This window comes from Afifella aestuarii (assembly GCF_004023665.1).
GTDB classification, from domain to species: Bacteria; Pseudomonadota; Alphaproteobacteria; order Rhizobiales; family Afifellaceae; genus Afifella; species Afifella aestuarii.
The window spans coordinates 1,112,931-1,138,484 of record NZ_SAUF01000002.1 but is presented as its reverse complement, the minus strand read 5'-3'; the positions used below and the strand labels follow the sequence as shown (position 1 = coordinate 1,138,484).

Sequence of the window (25,554 nt, the reverse complement as noted above, 5' to 3'; positions counted from 1 at the left end):
ACAAAAGGATAAACTCGGGGCAGCTTAGAGGATTGCGGCCCCGCCCGGTCGCTCGTGCCGCATCCGCATGAACAGGCAACCCTGCCCGTCATCTTCGTGCACCTCGCCGCGCAGCGAATTCCACAAGCTCGCACGCATTCAGGCCAGAATTGCGCCGCGCCGAATTTTTAGGCTTGAAACTGGTATACCAGTCAGCCAGTCTGAAGCTCATGGCAGTTTCCTTCGAGTTCGAGCGTGACCGCGCCTATAGCCGCCTCGTCGATTTGATCTTCGGGGGCAGCTTCGAGGCGGATCACCCTTTGTCGGAGCGCAAGCTCGCCCAGCAGCTCGGGATCGGCCGTATGCCGGTGCGTGACGCGTTGCGCCAGCTCGAGCAGGAAGGCGTCGTGGAGGTGAAGCCGGCGCGCGGAACCTTCATCCGCAAACTGTCGGCGGCCGATATCAGCGACATCTACGAACTGCGCGAGGCGCTCGAATGTCTCGCCACACGCCGGGCGGCCGAGCGCGGGCCGAGCCTCGCTTTGACCGCATGCGGAGAAAAGATGCGCATCATGGCGCGCGATCCCTCCGCCTTCACCTCGCGCGAGATCGACGACGTCGGCACCGACTTCCACGACGCGCTCATCCAGTCTTCCGCCAGCGCCCCTCTTGCCGAGATGGTGCGCCTGATGCGCATGCGATTCCGCCTGGCATTCCACCTGCCGCGGTACTTCGCACACGCTCTCGTCCAGGAAATCCTGGTCGAGCACATCACGATCTTCGAAGCGATCGTGAACCGTCAGCCCGAGGAAGCCGCCGAACTGATGCGCAGACATCTGAAGCGTGGCCTCGAGATCCGCCTGGAGCTCGATCGGGCACCCGGAACAGACACAACCAAAGACAAGACAAGAGGCACAGAGAACATATGATGAAGCACCTATTTGCCGGCGGGCTTCTCGTCGGCGCCATCTCCGCCGCCGGGCTTCAGACCCCGGCCATCGCCGGCACCCTCGACGACGTGAAGGCCAACGGCGTCGTCACTTGCGCCGTCAACGGCAGCCGGCCGGGCTTTTCCTCGGTCGACAGCCAGGGCGCCTGGCAGGGCCTCGACGTCGACACCTGCCGCGCCATCGCCGCCGCCACCCTCGGCGACGCGAGCAAGGTCAAGCTCCTCAAGACCAACAACCAGACGCGTCTCACCGCCCTGCAGACCGGCGAAGTCGACGTCACCGTCGCGAACACCACCTGGACGCGCGGCCGTGATACCGATCTCGGCCTCGATTTCGTCTCGCCGACTTTCTATGACGGCCAGGGCCTGATGGTGCCGAAGGAGCTCGGCGTCACCAGCGTTGCCGAACTCGACGGAGCGAGCGTGTGCGTGCGCCCTGGCTCCACCTCCGAGCGCGTCGTCTCCGACATCCAGAAGAAGTACGGCATCTCCCTGCAGCTCGTGGTGATCGAGGATCAGAAGGAGATCAACACGGCCTTCTTCGGCGGACGCTGCGACGTTGCCGTACAGTCCTCCTCCGGCCTCTCCTCAACGCGTGCTGCCGTCGCCCCCAATCCGGACGATTACGTCATCCTGCCCGAGCTCTTCGGCAAGGACCCGATGGGACCGGTCGTGCGGCAGGACGATCCGCAATGGCGAGACATCGTACAGTGGACCGTCTTCACGCTCTTCCAGGCCGAAGAGAGTGGCGTCACCTCCGAAAACGTCGATGAGATGAAGGAAAGCAGCGACGACGCGGCCGTGCGCAGGCTGCTGGGCGTCGACAAGGCCGGCGGCGACGGGCTCGGCCTTGAGCCGGACTGGGCCTACAACGTCATCAAGCAGGTCGGCAATTACGGCGAAGTCTTTGACCGCAACGTCGGCGAGGGCTCTCCCTTGAAGCTCGATCGCGGCCTCAACGCCCTCTACACCGACGGCGGCCTCATCTACTCGCCGCCCCTGTGAGATCGCTTGTGAGATCGCTTGTGAGATCGATGCGACCGAGGTCATGACCCACATTCCCTCGACAACTGGAGAGAGCGCGGTGCCTTTCTGGCGCCAGCCGCGCTCTCGTGCCATCGCCTGGCAGGCGCTGCTTCTCGCGGCGCTTGCCGCCCTTGGCATCTGGCTCGTGCTCAACGCGCGCCAGGCGCTGATCGACCGTGGCATGACCTCTGGTCTCGGCTTTCTCTTCGACGAGACGCAGTTCGCCCTCGGCGAAGCCTTCTTCAGCTTCACTTCCGGTGACACCTATCTGAAGGCCTTCGCCGTCGGCCTCGGCAACACCGTGTTGCTGTCGGCCGTCAGCATCCTCACAGCCAGCATCATCGGTGCAATCGTCGGCTTCGCCCGGCTTTCGCCCAACGCGCTCGCAAGCAGCCTTGCGCGCGCCTATGTCTACGCCTTCCGCAACACGCCGCAGCTCGTCCAGATCGTCTTCTGGTACACCTTCTTTACGTTATTCCCCGCGGCGCGCCTGTCCTGGTCCTTCTTCGACTTCGTCTTTGCCTCCAACCGGGGGCTCACCATCCCGGCGCCGGAGAACATGACGGCATTCACCGCGGTCGCGGCCGCCTTCCTCGCCGGCTGCGCTCTCGCCTGGCGGGTGGCGCATCTCGCCGACCGTCGCCGCCGGCGCACCGGGCAAAAATGGAAGTCCGCAAAGCCGGTCCTTCTCGCCACCATCTTCGTGCCGGCGCTCCTCGTCTGGCTCGCGTTCGGAATGCCGCTCGCCTGGTCGATCCCGGAACTGAAGGGCTTCAATTTCGCCGGTGGCATAACGCTGTCGCCGGAATTCCTCGCCATCTATTTCGGCCTCTCCTTCTATATCGCGGCGTTCATCGCCGAGATCGTCCGCGGCGGCCTTCTCAGCGTCGATTCCGGGCAGATCGAGGCGGCCAACGCCATCGGCCTCACCCGCATCGACCTTTATCGCCGCGTGGTGGCGCCCCAGGCGCTGCGCGTCATCATCCCGCCCCTCGCGGCGCAATATGTGAGCCTCTTGAAGAACTCCTCGCTCGGCGTCGCCGTCGGCTACCCGGATCTCTTCTCCGTCTCCAACACCATGCTCACCTATTCCGGCCGCACCATCGAGGTCCTGTGCATCATGGCCGCCGTCTATCTCGCCTTGTCGCTGGCGATCGGCGCGGTTGCGAACTTCGTCAACGGCTTCGTGCAGATCCCGGAGCGCTGAGATGACGGAAGCACCAGCCTCCTACGCAAAGATCGGCGGCGCGCCGGCGCGTCTGCCGCCCTTGGGCAGCACGGGTTTTCTCGCCCGCCTGCACAAGCGCTATTTCGCATCGCCCTTGATGAGCGTCGTGACGGTCCTGCTTGCCGCGATCACCGTCTGGGCGCTTGCAGGCCTCTTCCGCTGGGCCATCTGGGACGCCGTCTGGTATGCGCCGGAGGGCGCCGCCTGCCGCGATGCGGCCGGGGCCTGCTGGGCGGTGATTGCCGAAAAATACCGTGTCATGCTCTTCGGCGCCTTCCCGTACGCGGAGCAATGGCGGGGCGGCGTCATCATCGCCCTTTGGCTCGTATGGGGCGTCTTGACGGCGACCAACCTCTTCGCCGTGTCGCTGCGCCTTCTCGGCTGGCTCATCGTCTTCATAGCCACGATCGCGCTCCTGCAGGGCGGCATCTTCGGCATGCCGCATGTCGGAACGGATCTCTGGGGCGGGCTTCCCCTTACCTTCCTAATCTTCGGCGGCACCGTCGCCGGTGGACTGCCGCTTGCCATCCTGCTCGCACTCGGACGCCGCTCGCAGCTGCCCGCGATCCGCTTCCTGTCGGTCGCCACCATCGAATGCGTGCGCGGCATTCCGCTTCTCGTCGTCCTGTTCTTCGCCGCGCTCATCCTGCCGCTTTTTCTGCCCGATCAGCTCAATGTCGATAAGCTGGTGCGGGCTGAGATTGGCATGATCATCTTCTTCGCGGCCTATGCCGCAGAGGTGGTGCGCGGCGGCCTGCAGGCGCTCCCGGACGGACAGGAGGAAGCCGCCAAGGCGCTCGGGCTCAGCTACTCTCAGCGCATGCGCAAGATCGTGCTGCCGCAGGCGCTCGCGATCTCCATTCCGGCACTCTTCAACGACATCATCCGCGCCTTCAAGAACACGACCTTCTTCTCCATCCTCGGCCTCTTCGACGTGCTCGGCGCAACCAAGGCCGCCCTGCAAGATCCGAACTGGGTGCGCTACGGGCTCGAAGGCTATCTCTTCGTCTTCCTGCTCTACTTCCTCATCTGCTCCGGCATGTCGCTTTACGGCCGGTCCCTGGAACAGGCCAACGCCCGGCGAGGCCGCAAGGTGGAGCGCTAACGATGACGGCTCAAAAAAACCTGGTCGTCACCATGCAGGCGGTCAACAAATGGTTCGGCAAGCACCACGTACTGCGCGACGTCTCGATTGGGCTCGCGAGTGGCGAGCGCATCGTCCTGTGCGGACCGTCGGGCTCCGGCAAATCGACGCTGATCCGCTGCATCAACGGGCTTGAGAGTTTTCAGGAAGGCACGCTCACCGTTTGCGGCTCGACGCTCGACGGCACACCGGAACGGCTCGCAGAGGTGCGCCGGCACACCGGCATGGTGTTCCAGAACTTCAATCTCTTTCCCCACCTCTCCATCATGGACAATCTCACGCTCGGCGCGATCTATGCGCGCGGCGAGCCGGAAGATGCAGCGACGGAGCGAGCCAAGGGGCTGCTTGAGCGCGTCCAGCTGACCTCGCAGACATGGAAATATCCCGGCCAGCTTTCCGGCGGCCAGCGTCAGCGCGTGGCGATCGCCCGTGCTCTCATGCTGGAGCCGGAAGTGATGCTCTTCGACGAGCCGACATCAGCACTCGACCCTGAAATGGTGCACGAGGTCCTCGACGTCATGGAGGAGCTCGCCCAATCCGGCCAGTCGATGATCGTCGTCACGCACGAGATGGGTTTTGCCCGTCGCGTCTCCGATCTCGTCGTCTTCATGGATCAAGGCGAAATCGTCGAAGCTGCCCCGCCAGAGACCTTTTTCTCCGCCCCCGCCACCGACCGCGCTCGCGGCTTCCTCGGCCAGATATCCCACGCGACCTAGGACCTCAATGAACGATCCGAAAGCCGAAGCCGGCCTCGTCGGCGAGCACCCCTCGCCCCTTCTTCTTGCCGACGGCACGCCGAACTGGCGGAAAATCCGCGGGCTCTTCCCGGCGACCGAGAAGATTGCCTACCTCGATATCGCTCGCAAAGCGCTGCTGCCGGCCTTGGCCGAAGAGGCTGCGTATGAATGGTTCGCCGACATCGCCTCCTCCGAGGCAGGCCGCCATTCCTTTTCCATGGACGGTGTGGAGGCGACGCGTCGCCAGGTTGCTGCGACTTTCGGGGCAGCCCCCGAGACGGTCGCGCTCGTCAAAAACACCTCCGAAGCGATCAATATCGTGGCGCAGGGCTTCGACTGGCGCGACGGCGACAATCTCGTCATCTCCGAGGCCGAACACGAGAACAACACCTTTCCCTGGCGCCCGCTCGCCCATCGCGGCATCGAGGTGCGCATCGTCCCCGCCGACCCCTCCGGCATGGTCACGACGGAAGCCCTCACGGCCGCCGTCGATGCACGCACCCGCATCCTTTCAGTCGCGTGGGTGGCCTACGGTCTAGGCCAGCGCGCCGACCTCGACGCCTTGTCGGCATTCTGCCGGGCGCAGGACATCCTCTTCGTCGTCGATGCGATCCAGGGGCTCGGCGTCCTCGATCGACGGCTCGACGATTTCGGTGCGGATGTCGTCGCCGCCGGCGGGCACAAGGCACAAATGAGCGTCACCGGTGCCGGGCTCATGTATGTGGCGCCGCGGGCACTCAACCGTTTCCTGCCCCCCTTTGCAGCAAAATACTCTTTCGACACACTCGACCGCACGGTTGCCGATCCCGTCTATGCGCCGGATGCGCACCGTTTCGAATATGGCAATCCGAACTTTCTCGGGCTCGCCATTCAGCGTCGCTCGGCGGAATTCATCGCCGCCATCGGCCTCCATGCGATCGAAGAACGGGTGCACGCGCTCACCGACCTCATCATCGAGGGGGCCGACCGCATCGGCGTCGAAGTGCGCACGCCCCGGCCCTGGAATGAACGCGCCGGGATCGTCAGCCTCGATCTTGGCGGCGTTTCAGCCGAACGGATAGAGGCGGAGCTTGCCGAGGATGGCATCCGCGTTGCCGCGAAAGACGGGCATCTGCGCGCCGCCGCGCATTTCTACAACAACGAGGAGGACGTCGCGCGCCTGTTCGACCGCCTCCAGCACCATTTGAGCCAAGCCAGACAATGACTTCTGCGACATCCTCGATCGCCATCGACCTCGTCTCCGACACATCCACCCGCCCGAGCCGCGACATGCTTGCCCGGATGATGGCGGCTGAAACGGGAGACGAGCAGCGCGGCGAGGACCCGACGGTCCTTCAGCTTTGCGAACGGATCGCCGACCTTCTCGGCATGGAAGACGCGCTCTTTCTGCCGTCTGGAACGATGTGCAACCAGATCGCCTTCCTCGTCCACTGCCGGCCGGGTGACGAGATCATCGCGGCTGAAAGCGCCCATGTCTTCGGCTCGGAAGGGGCCGGCGCTTCTGCGCTTGCTGGCGCGCAATTCCACACCATCGCCACGCCGAACGGCATCTTCGATGCGGCCGCCGTGGCGGCGCATATTCGCGCGCCGCGGATGCGCCGTCCGCGCAGCCGGGTGGTGGCAGTCGAGCAGACGACAAACCGGGGCGGCGGTGCGGTCTGGCCCGTCGACGAGCTTGCCGCCATCGTCGCGCTCGCCCGCGAGCATTCGCTTGCCGTCCATATGGACGGCGCGCGCCTCTTCAACGCCGTCGTCGCCGCCAACACGCCTGCGAAGGCTTTCACCGCCGGCTTCGACAGCGCCTGGATCGATCTGTCCAAAGGCCTCGGTTGTCCGGTGGGCGGCGTCCTCGCCGGATCAAAGGACTTCATCGCGGAAGCCTGGCATTGGAAGCACCGGCTCGGCGGTGCCATGCGCCAGTCCGGAATCCTCGCCGCGGCCGGGCTCTACGCCCTCGACCACAATGTCGATCGCCTCGCCGAAGACCATGCCAATGCAAGGCTCTTCGCCGACACCGTGCGCGGCCTCGACGGCGTGACCCTCTCACCGGAAAACGTCGTCACCAATATCCTGTTTCTGGAGCTCGGTGAGCGGCTCGACGCCGGCACGATCGGCGCAAAACTGCAGGAGAAAGGCATGCGCATCGGCGTCGAAGGCCCGCACCGCATGCGTGTCGTCACGCATCTCGACGTGACACGCGACGGCGTGAAGCGGGCCGCAGAGGCTTTCGTCGAGATCGTTCAAGGCATGGCTGCCTGAACCGCGTGCGGAGGCAGCTCGTTCAAAAACCCGCTCGCGCTGCTGTTGCAGTAGGAGGCGCGGGCGGTTCCTAGAACGGGCTTTTCGGGCAGTAATTCTCCTGGAAATGCGCGAAAGCCTGCCGGATCTCGTCTTCGCTTGCCGCGACATAACCGAAGCGGTTGCCGTCAAAATGCTCGCAAGCATGCCCCTTCTGCGGCTCGCAGCGCTCAACATCCGCGCCCACGACATCGATTGAAATCATACCCGGCGGCGTCGGGTTCTCATCATGGCGCACCTCAAGATCGTGCGCGCCGGAAAAATCATACTTCATCGTCACGACGGTGTCGTTGCCACGGATCTTGAGGTCGTAGCGGCAGGCCGTGACCTGCTTGAGCTCGTAATCAAGCGACATCGTATAGGTCTTGTCGGCGCCAAAAGAGCGTGAGTATTCGAAGCGCCAAACGCCTTCCTTGGCCGTCGGCGTGACGGTACGCACGGCCTCATCCTCATCGACGACACGCTTCGTCTCGCCGCCCGGCCGCACCCCGGCCAGCAGGAACTCCACCGTCGCCTCCGCCGACTGGGCCCGCGCAGTGCCGCTGAGGCCCGCAATTGCCAGCATGGCGCAAGCCAGATAGGCGCAGCGCCGGCGAAGCGGGTTCAATCGAAGATTTTGCGCAGGCATGACGCCTCCATCGTTGAGCGAAAGCGGGAGCCGATCCGTCTTGCTGCGGATGCGGTTGCAAAGGTACGGACCAGGCGGCGCTTGCCACATGTGTTTGTCCCCTGAGGGATAACACGGCCGCTCATCGTATTCAGTCGGTCTTAGCGTCGCCCTTCCAACCGGGAGAGTTCGTCTCTGAGACGTTCCGGTTTGGGCAGTTCGTCAGCAACAATGGGGCGTGGAGGAAACGAAAGCGGGCAGCCAGCCTCTCGACGAGAAGGCCGGCGTCGGCGCGGGCCATGTCGGGACAGGGCGTCTGTGGGGGCAACACCGCTCGTCTCGACGAACCAACCCGCGCCAACCTCTTCGAGAACACCGGAGAGGATGAAAAGAGGCCCCTCCGACATCTTCTCAGGACCTTGCTTCAGGAGCGAAGCGCTGCGCAGGTGCGGGCAATACGGCTCGCTGCTTCCATCAGCCTGTCGTCATCAACGGCAAAGCTCAGCCGCACATAACCAGGCGCCCCAAAGGCCGAGCCCGGAACCATCGCTACCTCACCCTCTTCCAGGATGACGCGAGTGAAGTCGGCATCGGTCTCGATTTTTGTGCCAGCCGCAGAGGTCATGCCGAGGAATTTCTGGCACCCGGCGAGAATATAAAACGCACCGTCGGGCGCCTCGCAGGTGAGGCCGGCTTCGACCAGTTTCGGCAGAACGAGGTCGCGGCGCCGGCGATAGACGGTGCGGTGGCTCTCGAGATGATCTTGCGGGCCTTCGAGCGCCGCGAGCGCTCCAGCCTGGCTGATCGAAGAGGCGCAGGAGGTGCTTTGCGACTGCAGCTTGCGCACTTCGCGCATCACCTCGGCCGGGCCCCCGCCATAGCCGAGCCGCCAGCCGGTCATGCAATAGGCCTTGGAGACGCCGTTGACGGCAACCGTGCGCTCCAAAAGCCGCGGCTCCACGGCCGCAATCGAACGGAACGACGTCTCGCCAAAAACGATGTGCTCGTAAATGTCGTCGCTCAAAACGCCGACCTGGGGATGGTCCAGAAGCACATCGGCGAGCGCTCGCAGATCGGCCTCGCCATAGACCGCGCCGGTCGGGTTGCAGGGCGAGTTGAGAACGAGCCAGCGGGTCTTTTCGGTGATCGCGGCTTTTAGCGTTTCGGCGGACAGCTTGAAGCCGTCTTCCGCCCGACATTCGACGACGACGGGCGTGCCTTCTGCGATCCGGACCATGTCGGGATAGGAGACCCAATGCGGCGCCGGGATGATGACCTCGTCGCCGGCATCGAGCGTCGCCAGAAGCACGTTGAAGATCACCTGCTTGGCGCCGGTCCCGACAACGATCTGATTGGCCGCGAAATCGAGCCCGTTCTCGTCCTTGAACTTGCGGATGACGGCGGCCTTCAGCTCAGGCGTGCCATCGACATTCGTGTAACGCGTTTTGCCGGAGGCCATCGCCGCGCTCGCCGCGCGGACGATATGCTCGGGCGTATCGAAATCCGGCTCGCCCACCGAAAGATTGATGATGTCGCGGCCAGCCGCCTTAAGCTCACGCGCACGGGCGGAGGCGGCGCTGCTCGCCGAAGGCAGAACGGCTGCCATACGAGAAGAAATCTTGTTCATGGATTCTCTCTGGATGCTTGGAAAAGAAAGGCGACGGGGAGAGCGCTAGCTTGCGTCTTGCTCGCGCTTTCTCTGCTGTCGGCGTGCGAAAATCGGATAGGCGAGCGTCAAGACGATCAGCGCCATGATCGCGTAGGAGAGTGGGCTCGTGAAAAAGATCATCCAGTCGCCGCCGGAGATCTGCAGCGAACGACGAAGGTTGGTCTCCAGGATCGGACCGAGCACGAGCGCGATGACGAGCGGCGCGCCAGGAATACGCCAGCGCTCCATGAAATAGCCGAGGACGCCGAAGCCGAGCACCAGCCAGACATCGAAGAGACTGTTGCGCAGCGCATAGGAGCCGATGACGCTGAAGACGATGATCGTCGGTCCGAGCACGGCGCTCGGCACCTTGACGACGCGTGCCACCCAGGGCGCCGCGAACAAGCCCAAGGCCGCGAAGGCGAGGTTCGCCAGGAAGAGCGACAAGATCAGCGTGTAGACGATCTCTGCGTGATCGGTGAAAAGCCGCGGCCCCGGCACGAGACCATGGATGGTCAGCCCGCCGATGAAGACCGCGGTGACGGCGTTGCCCGGAATGCCGAGGGTCAGCGCCGGCACGAGCGAGCCGCCAGTCACGGCGTTGTTGGCTGCCTCGGGTGCCGCGACGCCCTCGATTTCACCCTTGCCGAAGGCTTCCGGCGTCTTGGAGCGCCGGCGCGCCTCGTCGTAGCTGATGAAGGCGGCGACGCTGGTGCCGGCTCCCGGGAGAATGCCGATCGCGGAGCCGATGAGGGAGGATTTGAAGAGCGTGCGTCCGCAGCGCCGGATGACCGACCAGGCGGGCAAAGTCCGGCCCTTCGTCTTGATCATATTGCCGGCGCCGATATCGGCCTCGCCCGTGCATAGCGAGATCGCCTGCGAGACGGAGAAGATGCCAATGAGGGCCGGAAGCAGCGGCACGCCTTCGAAGAGTTCGTCCTGGCCGAAGGTGAGCCGCGGATATCCGGTGAAAAGATCGAAGCCGACCGTCGCCAGCAACAGCCCCAAAGCGGCGCTGATGAAGGCTTTCGTGGGATTGCCACCCGAGACGCCGAGGATCGAGATCATCCCGAAGATCGTCAGATAGACGTATTCCTGCGGCCCGAAGAGGAGCGCCAGACGCGACAGTGGCGGCGCCACGAAAAGAAGGACGCAGACGGAGAACACGCCGCCGACGAGGGAGGCAACCAGCGCCATACCGATCGCCTGTGCCCCCTCCCCGCGCTGGGCCATCGGATAACCGTCGAAGGTCGTGGCAATGGAGGCGTCGGTGCCGGGCGTGCGCAACAAAATGGCGGTAATCGAACCGCCAAAGACCGAGCTCGTATAGATCGCTCCAAGGAGCACGAGCGCGTTCGCCGGGTCCATGCCGAAGGTGATGGGAATGCAGAGCGCGACGCCCATCGTGGAAGACAGGCCCGGCAACGCGCCTACGAACAGCCCGACCACGGTGCCGATCGCCAGGACCAGCAGGGTCGACGGGTCGAAAATATTGGCGGCTGCCGCGAGGATCGCTTCCATACGCTCAGTTCCGTCAGGATCAGGGATTAAAGATAAGCGGCGAGCGGACCAACCGGCGTCGGAACCGCGAGAAGCAGCGAGAAAATGACGAAGATCAGCCCGGTCATGGCAACGGCCACGGCAAGTCCCGCCGGTCGGCTCAACTCCGAGCGAAGCGCGAAGAAGACGGCGAGATAGAGAAAGGTCGCCGGATAGAAGCCGATCCACGGCATCGCGACGGCGAACACTCCCGTCAGGACCACGACTTCCACGAGCGGCAACCAGACGCGTTTCGGCGCTTCGTCGGGTTCAGAGCCTTCCTCGGTAACCTCGCCCGTCACCTTGCGCGGACGCAGGCTCGAGACGAAGAGAACGGCACCGCCCAGAAAGAGCGCAGCGCTCATCAACAGAGGGAAGAGCGCCGCGCCCCGCTTGAGGCCGTAGACGTCCCAGGCGGCGAAGGCTGCGATCGCCATGACGGCGATCGCTATCCATGTATCGCGTTTCATTGCGCCTGAAATCGCCAGGAGCTTACTGCCACGGGCTTTCGGCCCAGAGCTTCTTATAGCCCTCGTCCTGCTCCTGCATGAAGGCGCGATAATCGTCACCCACCAGGACGTCGAGAGGCATGTTGAGCTTCTTCAGGTCAGCCTGAAAATCAGGATCTTCGGTCACCTTGACCATCGCATCCCGCAGCTTGGTGAGCGCATCCTCGTCCATGCCCTTCGGTGCGCCGAGGCCGCGTGAAGAAGAGGCGACGATGTTGTAGCCGAGTTCCTTGCCGGTCGGGGTATCCGGCAGATCCGCATTGCGCTTGGAATCCCACACGACGAGCGGCTTCAGCTGACCGTCCTCGACGAGTTCCACCTGCTCGGAGACGTTGCCTTCGATGGCATCGATATGGCCGCCCATAAGCGCGGCTTTGGCTTCGGCATCGCCGTTGAAGGCAACCAGATTGAATTCGACGTCGGCTTCACTTTCCAGCTGCAGAACCGCCAGATGATCGCCGCCACCAACGCCTTCGTGGCTGACGGTGAGCGTCTTTTCCTTCGCCGCCGCAAGGAAATCCTCGAGGGAGGCGTAATCTGAGGTGCCGGCCACCGCGAGCACACCCGGATCGGTCACGATATTGGCGACGTAATCGAAGGTGTCGATGTTGAAGGTCACATCAGGACGCACGATCGGGCTCGTCAGAATGCCGGAATTGATCCAGCCGATCGTGTAGCCGTCGGGCTTGGCGCTGGCGATTGCGGCAAAGCCGATCTGGCCGCCGGCGCCCGGCCGGTTCACGACCACCATCGGCTGGCCGAGATACTTCTCGCCATACTCGGCGATGAGACGTGCGAGAACGTCGGTGCTGCCGCCCGCGCCGTAAGGCACGATCATCTCGACCGGCTTCTCCGGATATTCCGCATAGGACGGAGAGGCGAAAATGGCGAGCGAGGAGGCCGCGAGGGCCAAGGCCGCCAGACTGGACTTGAGGTGCATAAGAGTTCCTTTCCTCTTGAATATGCTCATGGACGACCGCTTTTGCGGATCTTTTTGCGCCGGAGGAGATCTTCGATCACTTCCAGCGGGGCTTGGGAGGCGAGCGCAGCTTCCTGATCTCGCTCGAGCTGTTCGATATCCTCGATCTCGACCAGAACAACGTCGATGAAATCCTGCGGAATGACGACGACACCATCGGCATCGGCGACGAGATAATCACCGGGGCAGACGCGCGCGCCGGCGCATTCCACCGGAACGTCGACATCGACGAGAACGATGGCCGGGGGGCGGGCCGAGATACCGCGCGTGAAGACCGGGAAATCCATTTCGCGGATGAGGGTCGCGTCACGCGCCAGAGAATCGGAAACGATGCCGCCGAGCCCCTGGAAGAAGGCTGCATGAGCCACGTTCTCACCCAGGATCCAGGTGTTGGCACAACCTGTATCGAGCACGAGAATACGCCCCTCAGGCGTGCTGCGGATGGCGGAATAGATGTTGGTCTTGGCTTTGGTCGCGCCGGTCTTCGGAGCGTATTTGACGGTGCGGGCCCGCCCGACCAGTCGGTTCGCCTCGCCGAGCGGGAGGACGCCGTCCATCCAGCCGCTCAGGCCGAGACGAACGAGGGCGTCGGTGACCGCGCCCGACTCGACATTGCGCAGGCGCTCCAGGATTTCCACTTCGGTCCAGCTGCTTTCCGTCATTTTCCGGTTATCGCCTCTCACATCGTCATGGGAGCGTCTTTGCTCCTCATTATTAGCGTAATTCCATCCTGAAATAGTGTTCGGGCTGCTTGCAAATATCGTCTTCCCATGCTCCGATAACCTGTAGTTATTGGATGCATTCATGAACTTTCGGCAGATCGAGGTCTTCCGTGCGGTGATCGAGGCCGGTTCGATGACCGGCGCTGCGGCGGCGCTCAACATCTCACAACCGGGCGTCACGAAGACGATCGCGGCCCTGGAAGCCTCCTGCGGCTATCCCCTCTTCACCCGCAGCGCCGGGCGCATCACGCCGACACCGGAAGCCCGCCAGCTGCATCAGACCACCGAGCGCGTCTTTGTCGGCATCGACGAGATCAAGCGCGCCTCGTCGAATATCCGCGATCGGGTGGCGGGCCATCTGGCGATCGCCTCGTTTCCGGCGCTTGCCTCCCGCTATCTGCCGCGCGTTCTGTCGAGCTTTCTGCATGATCGCGGGGGCGTGAAACTCTCGCTGCAGGGAACCGCGTCGCGCCAGGTGATTCTCGCCGCGGCGGCGCAGCAAATCGATGTCGGCATCTCGATCCTGCAATCCGACGATGCCGCGATCGAAACGGAACATCTCCATCGCCTTGAACGGGTCTGCGTGATGCCGGCCGGTCATCGTCTCGCTTCTGCGGAGCGCATCCGTCTTTACGATCTGCGAAACGAGCCGTTCATCTCGCTCGACGCTTTCGATCCGGAGCGCCTCGCCATCGAAAAGATGTTTTCAGATCTCGGCGTCGGGCGTCACGATCAGATCGAAACGCGCCATTCCGACAGCGCCTGCGCCTTCGTCGCCAACGGGCTCGGCACGACCATCGTCGATCCGTTCACGCCGCTCGCCTTCGGCGATGCGGTCGTCGCACGGCCTCTCACGCCGCCGGTCTATCTCAATGTCTGGACGCTATGGCCGAGGCACCGCATCCGCTCGAAGCTCGCCATCGAATTCGTGCAGACGCTGCGCCGCTCGCTGCAGACGCATGCACCCGGGAGCTTATGAGGCGGCAGCGCCTCACATGCCGTGACGTCGGCTGTAGGCGTTCGGCTCGGCTGGCCGCCACCCATGCGGCTCATTCGCGGGTTCGTAGACTTCGACAAGAAGCGGATGGCAGGTCGCGGCATCGCTCGAATGCTCGCTCGAACAATCGCCGCCCGGACAGGCGGAAAGCGCGCCCAGCAGATCGATCTCGGCGAAAAACTCCAGATAATCGCCAGGCCGCACCGGCGTCGCCTTCATGAAATACTGCCCGGTGTCGCGCGCAAAGCCCGTGCACATGAAGACGTTGAGGACGTCGTGCACATGCCGCTCCGCCTCGTCCAGATCGATCCCCGCCGCTTGCGCGAGCGCACGGGTAAGATTGGAATGGCAGCAGAAATGATAGTCGCCGCCGGACAAAAGCCGGTTCGTATAAGGATCACAGCGCGTGCCGATGACATCATGGACGGACCCGCCGAAGCGGTCGAAGCCGTACCAGTCGAGCGTATCATCGGTGATCGTCGCCATCGGCCGCAGAAACGGCAGGCATGACCACAGCCGATCTCCGGTCGACAGATGCGTGCCGTGGAGTGCGCGCGTCTTGCCGGAATAGAAGCGCTCGGCGAGGTCTCCCTCATGCCAGAGGTTGAGATCGCCGACCTGCGGGCCTTCCACCGAAACGATGCGGAAGAAATGCCCGGCCAGCACGGTGAATGTGCGGGCATCGCGCGGCGGCACCAGCGTTTCTGAGATTTTTGTCCAGCCGTCCCGCGCGGCGCGATAGGCCTTGAGATCGACCGGAGGCAACGTCGCCGTCGGATAGCAGACGACGGGTTCGACATCCCGGCGCGCGACGGCATCAGCCGGCGCGTCATGCTCTGGCTCGTTCGGCTTCATTGCATCCTCATCCTCAGAGGGTTCACGCGCTCCGAGTTTGTCGACTTATCCCCGGCGCATCCACCGCGATTAGCTTGGACGTCCTTCGGTTTCAGGCCAACCCAGGGATGGCGACGATGGACACAGAAAATCTCTCCCTTCCGACGATCCTTTCCGCACAGGCGCAGAAGCATGTCACGCACAACGAAGCGCTCCGGATACTCGATACGCTGGTGCAGCTCGCCATCACGCGCCGCGACCTCACCGCCCCGCCAGCCGAACCGGTTCCCGGAACCCGCTTTATCGTTGCCGCGCCGGGAGCCGGATCGGCAGGTGGCGACTGGTCCGGCCACGACAACGACATCGCCGCGTTCCAGGATGGCGCGTGGACATTCTACACGCCGAAGCCCGGCTTCCTCGCGCTGTCGATCGACGAGATGCTGCCGCTCGTCTTCGACGGCGTTGCGTGGGTGGCGCTCACTGCCGAACCGCCGGAGACCCTGCCCTGTCTCGGCATCAATACCGGTTCGGAGACGAGCAACCGCCTCGCCGTCAAATCCGATGCCGTTCTCTTCAGCCACGACGATGTGACCCCGGGCAGCGGCGACATGCGCGTTGCCCTCAACAAAGCGGCTGCAGGGGGCGATGCCGGCTTCACCTTCCAGAGCGATTATTCGGCCCGGGCCCTCTTCGGTCTTTTGGGCTCAGACGATTTCACCCTGAAAGTCTCACCTGACGGGTCGACCTATCACACCGGCCTCGTCCTCGATCGCGAAAGCGGCGCCGTCACCATGCCGGCGAATGCCCGTTTCAGCGCGTACCTGAACTACGGCCAGAATTATGCGGCGGGCGCCTGGCGGGACATGCTCTTCAACAATTTCCGCCACAACGATCAGCTCGCCGCCATCATCGCGAGCAACGTCCTGACCTTCACGGCTGCGAGCGACGGGATTTATCTCTTCGGGCTCGCAGGCACGTTCGAGGCCGGTGCGGGCACGCCCTCGAAGCTGCAAGTCGGGCTCTCCGTCAACGGCACGTCACCGGCCGCCGACACGATCGGCACGACGGGTGATGCCGCCCTCGTCTCCGGCGAGACCCAGGTGCAGGTGAGCGCCCTCCTTAAGCTTGCCGTCGGCGATACGGTCAGCCCGAAGATTTTTCCGACCGGCACAGCCGGACGTATCCTCGCCAATGAGAATTTCTTCTGGGGGACGCGGCTTCCCTGAACCACCACGCGGCAGGGAGAGCCTCCCTCGCGGAAGCTCGCTGGCGCGGGAAATCGCCAAGACCCGCGGCACGATGTCTTGCCTGCACGCCGGCTGAGTGTACCATCACACAAATGATACACTCTGCCTCGTCCGCGCGCGCCCAGCCCTTCACCGATGGTGTCGGGGACGGCTTTGCGAGCCTCCTCAGATCCTGGCGCGAGGCGGGGGATGCGCGGGTGCCGATCGTCATGGGCATCGTCAACGTGACGCCCGATTCCTTCTCCGACGGCGGGCAGTTCTTTCGCACCGAAGCCGCGATCGAGCACGGGCTCCGACTTCACGACCAAGGCGCGGCGATTCTCGACGTCGGCGGGGAATCGACCCGCGCCAATGCCGAGCCGGTCGCGGCCGACGAAGAGATCCGACGCATCCTCCCCGTCATCGAGGCCCTGACCGCAAACAGCATTCTCGTTTCCGTCGACACCATGAAGGCCGAAGTCGCCAGAGCCGCAGTCTCGGCCGGCGCGCAAATCCTCAACGATGTGCGCGGCCTTCTCGGCGATCCGGAGATGGCCGAGGTCGCCGCACGCACCGGCGCCGGCGTCATTGCCATGCACAATCAGGGAGTGTTCGGATCGGCCAAGCCGATGGAGATCGATCCGGTCGCGGGCTGTATCGCCTTCTTCCGGCGTGCCCTGGACGTGGCTCACGAGGCAGGCGTCGCCGAAGACCGGCTCGTTCTCGATCCGGGATTCGGCTTCGGCAAATCGCCAGAGCAGAACTTTCAGCTTCTCGCCCGCTTCGGCGAACTGGAAACGCTCGGCCTGCCGCTCCTTGCCGGCACGTCGCGCAAATCCTTTATCGCCAAAGTCGCGGGTGCCGAGGAGACCGACCGTCTCGCCGGAACGCTTGCCACAAATGTCGTGGCGGCGCTCGCGGGTGCTGCGATCGTGCGCGTCCACGATGTGGCGGAGCATGTGGCGGCGATGCGCATCGCCGCCGCCATTCGCGGTGCCAACACCAACAGCTAGGAAATGACCTAGCCGACGGCGGCCAGCCTTTCCCGCTTCTCCCGCCAGGCGACGATCCGTTCGACGGCCGCGCGCAAAGTTTCCTCGCGCTTGGCGAAGCAGAAACGGATATGCGAGCGCATATCGCCCTTGCCGTAGAAGGCGGAGAGCGGCACCGCCGTCACGCCCGCCTCGAAGGTCATCGCCCGACAGAAGGCGACATCGTCGGGCTCCGCCTCGCCGGTCGCCGCAATGGCAAAATAGGTCGCCTCAACATTCTCGACCTCGAAACCGGCAGCGCGCAAACCACCGACCAGAAGATCGCGGCGCCCCTGAAGATCGGCACGCAGCCCGTCGAAATAGGCGTCCGGCAGATTGAGCCCGAAGGCAACGGCCGCTTGCAGCGCCGGCGGCGTCGTAAACGTTATGAATTGATGCGCCCGCATGATCGGCTTCAACAGCACCTCGCAGGCGGTGATGTAGCCGACCTTCCAGCCGGTCACCGAAAACGTCTTGCCGGCGGAGCCGATGCGCACCACGCGGTCACGCACCTCCGGCAGGGCAAAGAGCGTGCGGTGCTGCCGGCCGTCGAAGACGAGATGCTCGTAGACCTCGTCGCAGATCGCCACGAGATCGTGTTTCAGCATGAGATCGGCGAGGAAGCGCAACTCCTCCTCACCCAGGATCCGCCCGATCGGGTTCCACGGCGTGTTGAGAATGAAGGCCCGTGTCTTCGGCGTGATCGCGGCTTCGAGGCGCTCAAACGGCAGCCGCCAATCCGGCGGGGTGATGCGCACCGGCACCGGCACGGCGCCGGCCCGGCGGATGATCGGCTGATAGCTGTCATAGGCGGGCTCGAAGACGATCACCTCGTCGCCCGGCTCCAGAAGCCCGAAAAAAGCGTCGGCCAGCGCCTCCGTGGCGCCGGAGGTGACGAGAACCTCCTTTTCCCAGTCGACGTCGAGGCCGAGAAAACGCCTGGCATTTTCCGCCACCGCCTGACGCAGAGCCGGCAGACCGGCCATCGGTGGATATTGGTGCGGACCTGAGCGCAGGGCGGCGATTGCAGCCTCGATCACCTCCTCCGGCTCAAGCCCTTCCGGGAATCCCTGACCGAGATTGATCGCGCCGGCCTCGGCCGCCATGCGCGACATGGTTTCGAAGATGGTGGTGTCGAGCGCACCGAAGATGGAATTTGCCATTGATTGTCCGCCTGGCTGCAAAGGAGAAGACGACGGGATCCCCGCCGGCAGCGCATCGCTCCTTCTAATTGCCTGAGGCTGATCAAGAAAGAGCGCCCGCGCCGCACTTTTGGCGCGAGGGGATGCGGGCCGCTCGATCAGAGGCTGAGCCGTTCCATAACCGGGATGCGCCCCTCAGCCGCAGAGATCCGCGCTCCTGGCATTGAACAAAAGCGCGTCCCGACCGTTCGTCCCAGTATCATTCGAAGGGCAAAGCCCGACACCCGTGGAGAACCATTCATGAGAATCAAACTCGCCGCCATGTCCTCAGCCGCCTTCTTGCTGGCGACGGGCATCGCTTTCGCGCAAGGCGCCTGGGTCGAGGTCGACGACGAAGATATGGCCGTCAACATCCCGGTCGATCCCCCGACCTACACGGTCGGCGATCTCGACGACATGGAGATCGTGGGCCAGGACGGTGAGGAGATCGGCGACGTGGATGAGATTCTCGCCTCCGGCGACGGATCCTCCATGGCGGTCGTCACCGATGTCGGCGGCTTCCTCGGGATAGGCCAGCGCAATGTCGTCATCCCGCTGACCGACGCCCGCATCCACAACGACAAGATCATCATCAACATGACGAAGGACCAGATCGAGTCACTCGACGAATGGTCCAAATAAGCCTGCAATAGGCCATGATCTGGCTCCGTGGCGGCGATGGGTCCGCCGCGGAGCTGCAGGCCGGCTGCTCCCAATCGACGCGTGAGCGGCCGAGAAAGCGGGCATATGTCTCGGCGAAGGCAACGCCCAGGCAAATTTCGGGTACACTCTGGCTGCGGCCGGCTGTAAGCAGCGCGCAGCAATGCTCGACGCCACTCCCCTTTTGCGCATCTACGCGCGCCACCGTCTTTCCCAGCTTTCGCGGCAACACCCGCACGAGGTCCAGAGCCGGCAATTGCTCGCGCTCACGCGTCATGCCCGCGAGACGCGTTTCGGTCAGGCCCACGGCTTTGACGAGATCCGGTCGGTTGAGGATTTTCAAGCCCGTGTGCCGCTCCGCCGCTATGAGGATTTCTGGGCCGAATACTGGCAGGCCGCCTTCCCCGTTCTCAAAGGCCTGACCTGGCCCGACCAGATCGCAAACCTCGCCGTGACGTCCGGAACGTCGGCGGGGCGCGTCAAATATATCCCGATCAGCCACCAGATGGCGCGCTCCAACAACCGCGCCGCCGTCGATCTTCTCGTCCATCACGTCGCCCACCGGCCGCAGAGCCGCGTCATGGCCGGCAAAAATTTCGTGCTTGGCGGCACGACGGCCCTCGAAGACCATGGCAGTGGTGTCGTGAGCGGCGATCTCTCCGGCATCGCCCGCCTCGAAGTACCGCCGCTTCTGGCAAGCTTCGTCTTTCCCGATCCGGACTTGGCGCGCGAAACCGACTGGGCGCACAAGGCCGAGGCGATGGCGCGCGCTTCGCTGTCGGAGCCGATCCGCAGCATCGCCAGCATCCCGAGCTGGATGCTTCTCTTCTTTGAGGAGCTCGCCAAGATCACCGGCAAGAGGCGGCTTGTCGACATCTATCCGGGCCTTGAGCTCGTCAGCCATGGCGGCGTGGATTTTGGCCCTTACCGGGAAGCCTTTGCCGAATGGATGGAGGGCAGCCATGCGGAGCTGCGCGAGGTCTATCCGGCAAGCGAAGGTTTTATCGCACTTGCCGATGAAGCCCCGGAAGACGGTCTGCGCCTCTTCCTCGACAACGGTCTCTTCTTCGAGTTCGTGCCAGTGGAGGAGCTTGGGCGACCCGATCCCACACGGTACTGGATCGGGAACGCCGAGATCGGGCGCAATTATGCGCTCGTTCTTTCCAACAATGCGGGGCTTTGGGCCTATATCCTCGGCGATACGGTTCGCCTCGTCTCGCTCGATCCGCCGCGCATCAAAGTCACGGGACGCATTTCGGAATACCTGTCGGCCTTCGGCGAGCATCTGACGCCCGAAGAAATCGCCAAGGCCCTCCTCGGCGCCGCGGCCAATGCCGGATTGCAGATCAGCGAATACTCCGTCGGTCCGGTTTTCCCCTCGCGCGGCAATGCCTCGCGCGGCCGCCACGTCTACGTGATCGAATTCCGCGGCCGCCAGCCGTCCGAGACCGAGCTTGAGAGCTTCGCAGCCGAGTTCGATTACACGCTCATTTTGAACAACGACGATTACGATTCACACCGCCAGGGCGGGTTCGGCATGGACGCGCCGGAGGTGATCGCGGTCGCCCCCGGCACCTTCGCGGAATGGATGCGCCGCCGCGGCAGGTTCGGCGGTCAGAACAAGGTGCCGCGCATCATCAACGACCCGGAAATCCTGACGAGCCTCGTCGGCCTCGCCCGCGAGAGCAAGGTCGCCCACCGGCGCTGAGCGCTCGGAGATCCGCCGGAGGGGAACCACTACGGCGCTCGTCCATTCATGGCGAGCCGGGCATTCATTGCGAACCAGCCTCCAAAGCGAGCCGGGCGTCGATTGCGATCCGGCGGAGCTCGCACGCGCCCGCAATCCAGGTCCCTGACGATGAAGCTCTTCTCCTGCCCCGTCTGTTCGCAGATCCTCTTCTTCGAAAACACCATCTGCGAGCGCTGCCGTTCCGCCCTCGGCTACGAACCTCGTTCCAACGCCATGCTGGCACTCGATGACCGCGGCGGGCATTTCGAGGCGATCGGTGACGGCGCGCCAAAGGGGCGCTGGACTTACTGCGCCAACGCCGCTTTCGACGTCTGCAACTGGCTCATCCCTGCCGACAGCGGCGAGACATTCTGCGCCGCCTGCCGCCACAATCTCACCGTCCCTGATCTTTCGGCGCCGGAAAATCGCGCACTGTGGCGGCGCATGGAGGCCGCCAAGCACCGCATGATCTATACGGCGATGCGCCTTCGCCTGCCGCTCCTGACGCGCGGCGAGCATGCCGAAGGCCTCGGCTTCGCCTTCCTCGCCGATGCGCCGCAGGCCGGTGCTCCGGTGATGACCGGCCACGACAACGGCGAGATTACCATCGCACTCGCCGAGGCCGACGATGCCGAACGCGAACGCCGCCGCATCGCCATGGGCGAGCCCTATCGCACGCTTCTCGGCCATTTCCGCCATGAGGTCGGGCACTGGTACTGGGATCGGCTGGTGCGCGACGGCCAGGCGCTCGAGGCCTGTCGCGCGATCTTCGGCGATGACCGTGCCGACTACGGCGACGCGCTCAAGACGCATTACGCGAGCGGGCCGCATCCGGGGTGGCAGGACGAGTTCGTCTCCGCCTATGCGGGTGCCCATCCCTGGGAGGATTTCGCCGAGACCTGGGCGCATTATTTCCATCTGGTCGACACGGTCGAGACCGCCCACAATTGGGGGATATCGACGGCGCCCTCAGTCGACGCCGACGGGCATTTGACGGTGAAAGTCGATCTCGATGTCTTCGCCGATGATGTCGGCATCGGCGCGATCATGGAGGCCGGCCATGCCGTTACCGCAGCCCTCAACGCCTTCAATCGGGCGATGGGCCTGCAGGATCTCTACCCGTTCGTGCTGTCGCCCACGGTCATCGGCAAGCTCGGCTTCATCCACGATCTCGTGCATGGGCGGGCTGGAGAGGCCGCCCGACAAACCTCATGGTTATCAGAAGGTTAACGAGAGATTTGCAGATCTTGAGCCAAGATCGTGAGGCGCGCCCCGCTTTCTTAAGAAACTGATTCAAGAGCCGACGCTAGGCCCCGTAAGGCATCCAGATATTTTTCACCTGTGTCGCATGGACGAGATAGTCGCGTCCCTGGCCCTCCCCGGCATCGCGCCAGTCGATCCGGCGGCCATCGACAGACCAGATCACCTTGAGATTGCCCGCGGCCTCGCGCTCGAAATCGGCAAGTCCGTCGGGGCCTGCAAAGTGCCAGCATGCGGCGACATCATCATGCCCGCCAAGTGTTGCCGAAATATCAAGAGGATCGCCCGTGACGATGTTGACGACGCCTGCCGGCACGCCGCACGCCGCAAGCGCTTGTGAAAAATCCAGCGCTGCGAGCGGTGCCGCCTCCGAGGGAACGACGACGACGCGATTGCCCATCGCGATCGCCGGCGCCACCAGCGAGACGAGCCCCAAGACCGGCGCCTGCGGCGGGCACAAAATACCCATCACGCCCAGCGGCTCTTGGATAGCGATTGTCAGATGACGCGCCCGCGTGGAATGCACGGCGCCGTCAAATCTATCGGCCCACGCCGCGTAATAGGCGATGCGCGCGGCCGAAAACGCCACTTCTTCGGCCGCGGCCTCGGCGCTTCCGCCGTTCGCGGCGCCCGGCCGCGCCGCAAGTTCGCTCGCACGCGCTTCCAGTGTTTCGGCAAGGCGATAGAGCCGCTGCCCCCGCTGATGGCCGCTCATCGCCGCCCAGCCAGCGGCTTTGGCCGCGGCATCGACAGCGCCGTTGATATCCTTGGTTTTGGAAACGGCGGACAGATCGGTCTTGGGCAAATCGGCGGGGATGCTCCCCCTCGGCCATGCCGGTTTCAAATAGCCCGAAAACCCTTCGCGACCGCCATCACGACCGAAGCCGCTTTCCTTGACGCCACCGACACCGACGGCCGCATCGAAAAAGTTCGTTCCATTCACCCAGACGACGGACGTCTGAAGCTTCGTCGCCATCTCGAGAGCCAGGCCGGCATTCTCGGAGAAGACCGCCGCGGCGCGGCCATAGCGGGAATGGTTGGCGAGCTTCAGCGCCTCATCCGGCGTGCGGAAGGTGGTGGAGCGGATGATCGGGCCTGCGATCTCCGCCTCCGCCACGCCCATGGCCGGTGCCACATCGCTCAAGAGCGTCGGCGGGAAAAAGCGGCCTTCTCCCGGGATGTTGGCGTCCGCCTGCCAGACCTCCGCCCCCTCGGCGCCAGCCATCGCCACCAGCCCGGTGAGACGGGTGAGATCGGCATCGTCGGCGAGCGGTCCGCAATCGGTCGAGATCTCCAGCGGATCACCGATTTGCAGCTTCGCCATGCGCCGCTTCAGCTTTGTGTGAAGCCGCTCGGCCACGCCTTCCTGGACGAGAAGCCGCATACCGGCACAGCAGCTGTGCCCCTCGCTCAGAAAACTCCCGTCGACGAGGCTTTCCACGGCCGCATCGAGATCGGCATCCGCGAAAACGAGGAAGGGTGTCGTCGTACCAAGGTCCAGGGCGAGCTCCTTGCCGGTGCCGGCCAGCGCCTTGCGGATCTCGCGGCCGCGCGCCACCGGCCCGGTAAAACCGATCCGCGCGATATTCTCGTGGGCAACCAATGCCGCGCCCGCCGCCTCACCCGTGACGATGTTGACGACACCACTCGGAAGTCCGGCCTCTGCCACGACCTCGGCGAGGGCGAGCGCGGAGAGCGGCGCACGCTCAGGCGGGACAACGACGAGGCTGTTTCCGGCGGCGAGTGCCGACGCGATTTTTCCCGCAAGCACCGAGAGCCCGCCCGCGCGGGCGCTGATCTCGCCACAGACCCCGAGCGGGCAATAGCCAGCAAACTCGCTTTCGACGAGCTCCCCCCATCCCGCAGCATGCTCGAAATGCTGGATCGCGAGCGGCAGATCGATATCGCGGCTGTCGCGGAGCGGCCGTCCCGTCTCGAGCGAGATGAGCACTGCGAAGAAGGCCGCCCGCTTCTCAAGTCGCCTCGCCAGCGCATAAAGATGGCGGGCGCGCCGATGACCGGGCAGCGCCGACCAGGCCTCGAAGGCGGTTTTGGCCGCGCCGACCGCAGCTGCAATCTCCGCCGCCCCTCCGGCTGCCACCTGCGCCAGCACCTCGCCTGTTGCGGGATTGCGCACGGTCAGGCGCTCGCTGTCCGCGGCTGCGTGAAAGCCGCCATCGATCAACGGCCCAAACGCGCCTTCGTGGCGAGCGAGCCAGTCACGCACGGCCGCGTCGCTCTCGCGCGCCGGGCCGTAATCCATCGTCTCCAGGATCTCGGTCACCGCTGCCATCCTCGTCTCCTCATCCCACCGCATGGCGCGTCGCAGAGGAAGGGCGCCCGGTGACGAATTGTTCGATCTGCCGCTCGATGTCTCCCAGAAGCGAGCTCGCGCCGATGCGGAAGAGATCGCGTTCGAGCCACTCCCGCCCGAGCTCTTCCTTCATCAGGATCTGCCAGGCGAGCGCGTCCTTCGCCGTCTTCAGCCCGCCCGCAGGCTTGAAGCCGATTTTCACCCCCGTGCGCTCCAGGTAATCGCGGATCGCCCGCACCATGACGAGCGAAACCGGCAGGGTGGCGTTCACGTCCTCCTTGCCGGTCGAGGTTTTGATGAAATCGGCACCGGCCATCATCGCCACCATGGAGGCGCTGTAGACATTCTGAAACGTCTTCAGATCGCCGGTCGCCAGAATCGCCTTCATATGGGCGGCGCCACAGGCCTCGCGCATCGCCGCCACCTCGTCGTAGAGCGCCTGCCAATCCTGCGCGAAGACATGGGCGCGGGTGATCACGATATCGATCTCGCTCGCGCCTTCCGAGACGGCGTAGCGGATTTCCTCAAGCCTGAGCGGCAGCGGCATCAGCCCGGACGGAAAGCCTGTGGCGACGGACGCGACAGGAATGCCGGAGCCCTCCAACGCCTTCACAGCCGGGCCGACCATGGTCGGATAAACACAGACGGCAGCGACGGTCGGCATGTCGGCAAGCCCGAGCGCGTCGACGAGATCGCTCCGCAACGGCCGCCGCGCCTTGGCGCAGAGACGGCGCACACGCGCCGGCGTGTCGTCACCCGCCAACGTGGTGAGATCGATCGCCATCAGCGCCTTCAAAAGCCAGGCCGCCCGCCATTCCTTTTTCAGCCCCCGACGCCCCGCCAGCGTACCGGCTCGCCGCTCCACGGCCGAGGCATTGATGCGCATCTCCTCGAACCAGTCGTTCTTGAGCGGCATGCCCGGATTGTGGGCATGATCCCGCGTCGGCGCGATCCCTT

General features: G+C 64.3%; 23 protein-coding genes. 13 read left to right on the top strand and 10 right to left on the bottom strand.

From position 1 onward, the window contains the following. Positions 1 to 209: 209 nt before the first annotated feature. From EO094_RS13785 to EO094_RS13755, 7 genes are read left to right on the top strand one after another with little or no spacing between them, the layout of a single operon-like run. Positions 210 to 908: a GntR family transcriptional regulator gene (locus EO094_RS13785; RefSeq protein ID WP_128293043.1), complete on the top strand. Its 699-nt coding sequence runs from the start codon at positions 210 to 212 to the stop codon at positions 906 to 908. After that, on the top strand, positions 905 to 1,933 hold the full coding sequence (locus tag EO094_RS13780; protein ID WP_211098111.1) for an amino acid ABC transporter substrate-binding protein: 1,029 nt from the start codon (positions 905 to 907) through the stop codon (positions 1,931 to 1,933). The genes EO094_RS13785 and EO094_RS13780 overlap by 4 nt, the downstream gene beginning before the upstream one ends. 43 nt (positions 1,934 to 1,976) lie before the next feature. Further along, positions 1,977 to 3,161, top strand: coding sequence for an amino acid ABC transporter permease (locus EO094_RS13775; protein WP_128293041.1), 1,185 nt, complete (start codon positions 1,977 to 1,979; stop codon positions 3,159 to 3,161). Between the two features lies 1 nt (position 3,162). Continuing rightward, entirely contained in the window at positions 3,163 to 4,287 is a 1,125-nt protein-coding gene (locus EO094_RS13770) for an amino acid ABC transporter permease (protein ID WP_128293039.1), read from the top strand. A 2-nt stretch (positions 4,288 to 4,289) separates the two neighbouring features. After that, positions 4,290 to 5,042, top strand: a complete 753-nt coding sequence (locus tag EO094_RS13765; protein WP_128293037.1) for an amino acid ABC transporter ATP-binding protein — start codon at positions 4,290 to 4,292, stop codon at positions 5,040 to 5,042. A gap of 7 nt (positions 5,043 to 5,049) precedes the next feature. Then, positions 5,050 to 6,267 carry an aminotransferase class V-fold PLP-dependent enzyme gene (locus EO094_RS13760; RefSeq protein WP_128293035.1) on the top strand — a complete coding sequence of 406 codons (1,218 nt, stop codon included), beginning with the start codon at positions 5,050 to 5,052 and terminating at the stop codon, positions 6,265 to 6,267. Then, positions 6,264 to 7,322, top strand: coding sequence for a threonine aldolase family protein (locus EO094_RS13755; RefSeq protein ID WP_128293033.1), 1,059 nt, complete (start codon positions 6,264 to 6,266; stop codon positions 7,320 to 7,322). The genes EO094_RS13760 and EO094_RS13755 overlap by 4 nt, the downstream gene beginning before the upstream one ends. A 70-nt stretch (positions 7,323 to 7,392) precedes the next feature. Here EO094_RS13755 and EO094_RS13750 read toward each other — a convergent pair whose 3' ends face one another. The 6 genes from EO094_RS13750 to EO094_RS13725 all read right to left on the bottom strand — a co-directional run bounded on the left by EO094_RS13750 (position 7,393) and on the right by EO094_RS13725 (position 13,305). Then, positions 7,393 to 7,989, bottom strand: a complete 597-nt coding sequence (locus tag EO094_RS13750; RefSeq protein WP_128293031.1) for a hypothetical protein — start codon at positions 7,987 to 7,989, stop codon at positions 7,393 to 7,395. A gap of 403 nt (positions 7,990 to 8,392) precedes the next feature. Continuing rightward, positions 8,393 to 9,595 carry a pyridoxal phosphate-dependent aminotransferase gene (locus EO094_RS13745; RefSeq protein WP_128293029.1) on the bottom strand — a complete coding sequence of 401 codons (1,203 nt, stop codon included), beginning with the start codon at positions 9,593 to 9,595 and terminating at the stop codon, positions 8,393 to 8,395. Between the two features lie 45 nt (positions 9,596 to 9,640). Further along, entirely contained in the window at positions 9,641 to 11,137 is a 1,497-nt protein-coding gene (locus EO094_RS13740) for a tripartite tricarboxylate transporter permease (RefSeq protein ID WP_128293027.1), read from the bottom strand. A 26-nt stretch (positions 11,138 to 11,163) separates the two neighbouring features. Then, complete coding sequence (locus tag EO094_RS13735; RefSeq protein ID WP_128293025.1) at positions 11,164 to 11,625, bottom strand: tripartite tricarboxylate transporter TctB family protein; 462 nt, start codon at positions 11,623 to 11,625, stop codon at positions 11,164 to 11,166. 22 nt (positions 11,626 to 11,647) lie between these two features. Then, positions 11,648 to 12,604, bottom strand: a complete 957-nt coding sequence (locus tag EO094_RS13730; protein WP_164879665.1) for a tripartite tricarboxylate transporter substrate binding protein — start codon at positions 12,602 to 12,604, stop codon at positions 11,648 to 11,650. Positions 12,605 to 12,630: 26 nt separating this feature from the next. Beyond that, entirely contained in the window at positions 12,631 to 13,305 is a 675-nt protein-coding gene (locus tag EO094_RS13725; RefSeq protein ID WP_164879664.1) for an RraA family protein, read from the bottom strand. Positions 13,306 to 13,447: 142 nt separating this feature from the next. On the opposite strand from EO094_RS13725, the gene EO094_RS13720 reads away from it, so the two are divergent. Beyond that, entirely contained in the window at positions 13,448 to 14,344 is an 897-nt protein-coding gene (locus EO094_RS13720; protein WP_128293020.1) for a LysR substrate-binding domain-containing protein, read from the top strand. A 12-nt stretch (positions 14,345 to 14,356) separates the two neighbouring features. On the opposite strand, the gene EO094_RS13715 is transcribed toward EO094_RS13720, so the two are convergent. Then, a complete protein-coding gene (locus EO094_RS13715; protein WP_128293018.1) occupies positions 14,357 to 15,217 on the bottom strand; it encodes an urea carboxylase-associated family protein in 861 nt (286 codons plus the stop codon). 116 nt (positions 15,218 to 15,333) lie between these two features. On the opposite strand from EO094_RS13715, the gene EO094_RS13710 reads away from it, so the two are divergent. Further along, positions 15,334 to 16,422: a DUF2793 domain-containing protein gene (locus EO094_RS13710; protein ID WP_164879663.1), complete on the top strand. Its 1,089-nt coding sequence runs from the start codon at positions 15,334 to 15,336 to the stop codon at positions 16,420 to 16,422. Positions 16,423 to 16,652: 230 nt separating this feature from the next. After that, positions 16,653 to 17,435 (top strand): dihydropteroate synthase, encoded by a 783-nt coding sequence (gene folP, locus EO094_RS13705; protein ID WP_425455897.1) that lies wholly within the window; start codon positions 16,653 to 16,655, stop codon positions 17,433 to 17,435. Positions 17,436 to 17,443: 8 nt separating this feature from the next. Here the strand turns inward: folP and EO094_RS13700 are convergent, their stop codons facing one another. Beyond that, on the bottom strand, positions 17,444 to 18,616 hold the full coding sequence (locus EO094_RS13700) for an aminotransferase (RefSeq protein WP_128293012.1): 1,173 nt from the start codon (positions 18,614 to 18,616) through the stop codon (positions 17,444 to 17,446). A gap of 279 nt (positions 18,617 to 18,895) precedes the next feature. On the opposite strand from EO094_RS13700, the gene EO094_RS18495 reads away from it, so the two are divergent. From EO094_RS18495 to EO094_RS13685, 3 genes are all read left to right on the top strand, one after another. Further along, positions 18,896 to 19,276, top strand: a complete 381-nt coding sequence (locus tag EO094_RS18495; RefSeq protein WP_164879662.1) for a PRC-barrel domain-containing protein — start codon at positions 18,896 to 18,898, stop codon at positions 19,274 to 19,276. 181 nt (positions 19,277 to 19,457) lie between these two features. Next, a complete protein-coding gene (locus EO094_RS13690) occupies positions 19,458 to 21,002 on the top strand; it encodes a GH3 family acyl-acid amido synthetase (protein WP_128293008.1) in 1,545 nt (514 codons plus the stop codon). A gap of 150 nt (positions 21,003 to 21,152) precedes the next feature. Further along, positions 21,153 to 22,253 (top strand): zinc-binding metallopeptidase family protein, encoded by a 1,101-nt coding sequence (locus EO094_RS13685; protein WP_128293006.1) that lies wholly within the window; start codon positions 21,153 to 21,155, stop codon positions 22,251 to 22,253. A gap of 76 nt (positions 22,254 to 22,329) precedes the next feature. On the opposite strand, the gene EO094_RS13680 is transcribed toward EO094_RS13685, so the two are convergent. Together EO094_RS13680 and deoC are read right to left on the bottom strand one after the other, a co-directional pair. Continuing rightward, positions 22,330 to 24,576, bottom strand: coding sequence for an aldehyde dehydrogenase family protein (locus tag EO094_RS13680; protein ID WP_128293004.1), 2,247 nt, complete (start codon positions 24,574 to 24,576; stop codon positions 22,330 to 22,332). Between the two features lie 10 nt (positions 24,577 to 24,586). After that, positions 24,587 to 25,513 carry a deoxyribose-phosphate aldolase gene (deoC, locus tag EO094_RS13675; RefSeq protein WP_246008535.1) on the bottom strand — a complete coding sequence of 309 codons (927 nt, stop codon included), beginning with the start codon at positions 25,511 to 25,513 and terminating at the stop codon, positions 24,587 to 24,589. Between the last annotated feature and the right edge of the window lie 41 nt (positions 25,514 to 25,554).

Excerpts from the sequence above, each read along its gene's own strand:
- EO094_RS13770 (WP_128293039.1), top strand. The coding sequence starts at position 3,163 with ATGACGGAAGCACCAGCCTCCTACGCAAAGATCGGCGGCGCGCCGGCG.
- EO094_RS13750 (WP_128293031.1), bottom strand. The coding sequence starts at position 7,989 with ATGCCTGCGCAAAATCTTCGATTGAACCCGCTTCGCCGGCGCTGCGCC.
- EO094_RS13730 (WP_164879665.1), bottom strand. The coding sequence starts at position 12,604 with ATGCACCTCAAGTCCAGTCTGGCGGCCTTGGCCCTCGCGGCCTCCTCG.
- EO094_RS13780 (WP_211098111.1), top strand. The coding sequence starts at position 905 with ATGATGAAGCACCTATTTGCCGGCGGGCTTCTCGTCGGCGCCATCTCC.
- EO094_RS13685 (WP_128293006.1), top strand. The coding sequence starts at position 21,153 with ATGAAGCTCTTCTCCTGCCCCGTCTGTTCGCAGATCCTCTTCTTCGAA.
- EO094_RS13715 (WP_128293018.1), bottom strand. The coding sequence starts at position 15,217 with ATGAAGCCGAACGAGCCAGAGCATGACGCGCCGGCTGATGCCGTCGCG.
- EO094_RS13720 (WP_128293020.1), top strand. The coding sequence starts at position 13,448 with ATGAACTTTCGGCAGATCGAGGTCTTCCGTGCGGTGATCGAGGCCGGT.
- EO094_RS13755 (WP_128293033.1), top strand. The coding sequence starts at position 6,264 with ATGACTTCTGCGACATCCTCGATCGCCATCGACCTCGTCTCCGACACA.
- EO094_RS13680 (WP_128293004.1), bottom strand. The coding sequence starts at position 24,576 with ATGGCAGCGGTGACCGAGATCCTGGAGACGATGGATTACGGCCCGGCG.
- EO094_RS13735 (WP_128293025.1), bottom strand. The coding sequence starts at position 11,625 with ATGAAACGCGATACATGGATAGCGATCGCCGTCATGGCGATCGCAGCC.
- EO094_RS13760 (WP_128293035.1), top strand. The coding sequence starts at position 5,050 with ATGAACGATCCGAAAGCCGAAGCCGGCCTCGTCGGCGAGCACCCCTCG.
- deoC (WP_246008535.1), bottom strand. The coding sequence starts at position 25,513 with ATGCCGCTCAAGAACGACTGGTTCGAGGAGATGCGCATCAATGCCTCG.
- EO094_RS13775 (WP_128293041.1), top strand. The coding sequence starts at position 1,977 with ATGACCCACATTCCCTCGACAACTGGAGAGAGCGCGGTGCCTTTCTGG.
- EO094_RS13785 (WP_128293043.1), top strand. The coding sequence starts at position 210 with ATGGCAGTTTCCTTCGAGTTCGAGCGTGACCGCGCCTATAGCCGCCTC.
- EO094_RS13725 (WP_164879664.1), bottom strand. The coding sequence starts at position 13,305 with ATGACGGAAAGCAGCTGGACCGAAGTGGAAATCCTGGAGCGCCTGCGC.
- EO094_RS13700 (WP_128293012.1), bottom strand. The coding sequence starts at position 18,616 with ATGGCAAATTCCATCTTCGGTGCGCTCGACACCACCATCTTCGAAACC.
- EO094_RS13740 (WP_128293027.1), bottom strand. The coding sequence starts at position 11,137 with ATGGAAGCGATCCTCGCGGCAGCCGCCAATATTTTCGACCCGTCGACC.
- EO094_RS13745 (WP_128293029.1), bottom strand. The coding sequence starts at position 9,595 with ATGAACAAGATTTCTTCTCGTATGGCAGCCGTTCTGCCTTCGGCGAGC.
- folP (WP_425455897.1), top strand. The coding sequence starts at position 16,653 with ATGGGCATCGTCAACGTGACGCCCGATTCCTTCTCCGACGGCGGGCAG.
- EO094_RS13765 (WP_128293037.1), top strand. The coding sequence starts at position 4,290 with ATGACGGCTCAAAAAAACCTGGTCGTCACCATGCAGGCGGTCAACAAA.
- EO094_RS18495 (WP_164879662.1), top strand. The coding sequence starts at position 18,896 with ATGAGAATCAAACTCGCCGCCATGTCCTCAGCCGCCTTCTTGCTGGCG.
- EO094_RS13710 (WP_164879663.1), top strand. The coding sequence starts at position 15,334 with ATGGACACAGAAAATCTCTCCCTTCCGACGATCCTTTCCGCACAGGCG.
- EO094_RS13690 (WP_128293008.1), top strand. The coding sequence starts at position 19,458 with ATGCTCGACGCCACTCCCCTTTTGCGCATCTACGCGCGCCACCGTCTT.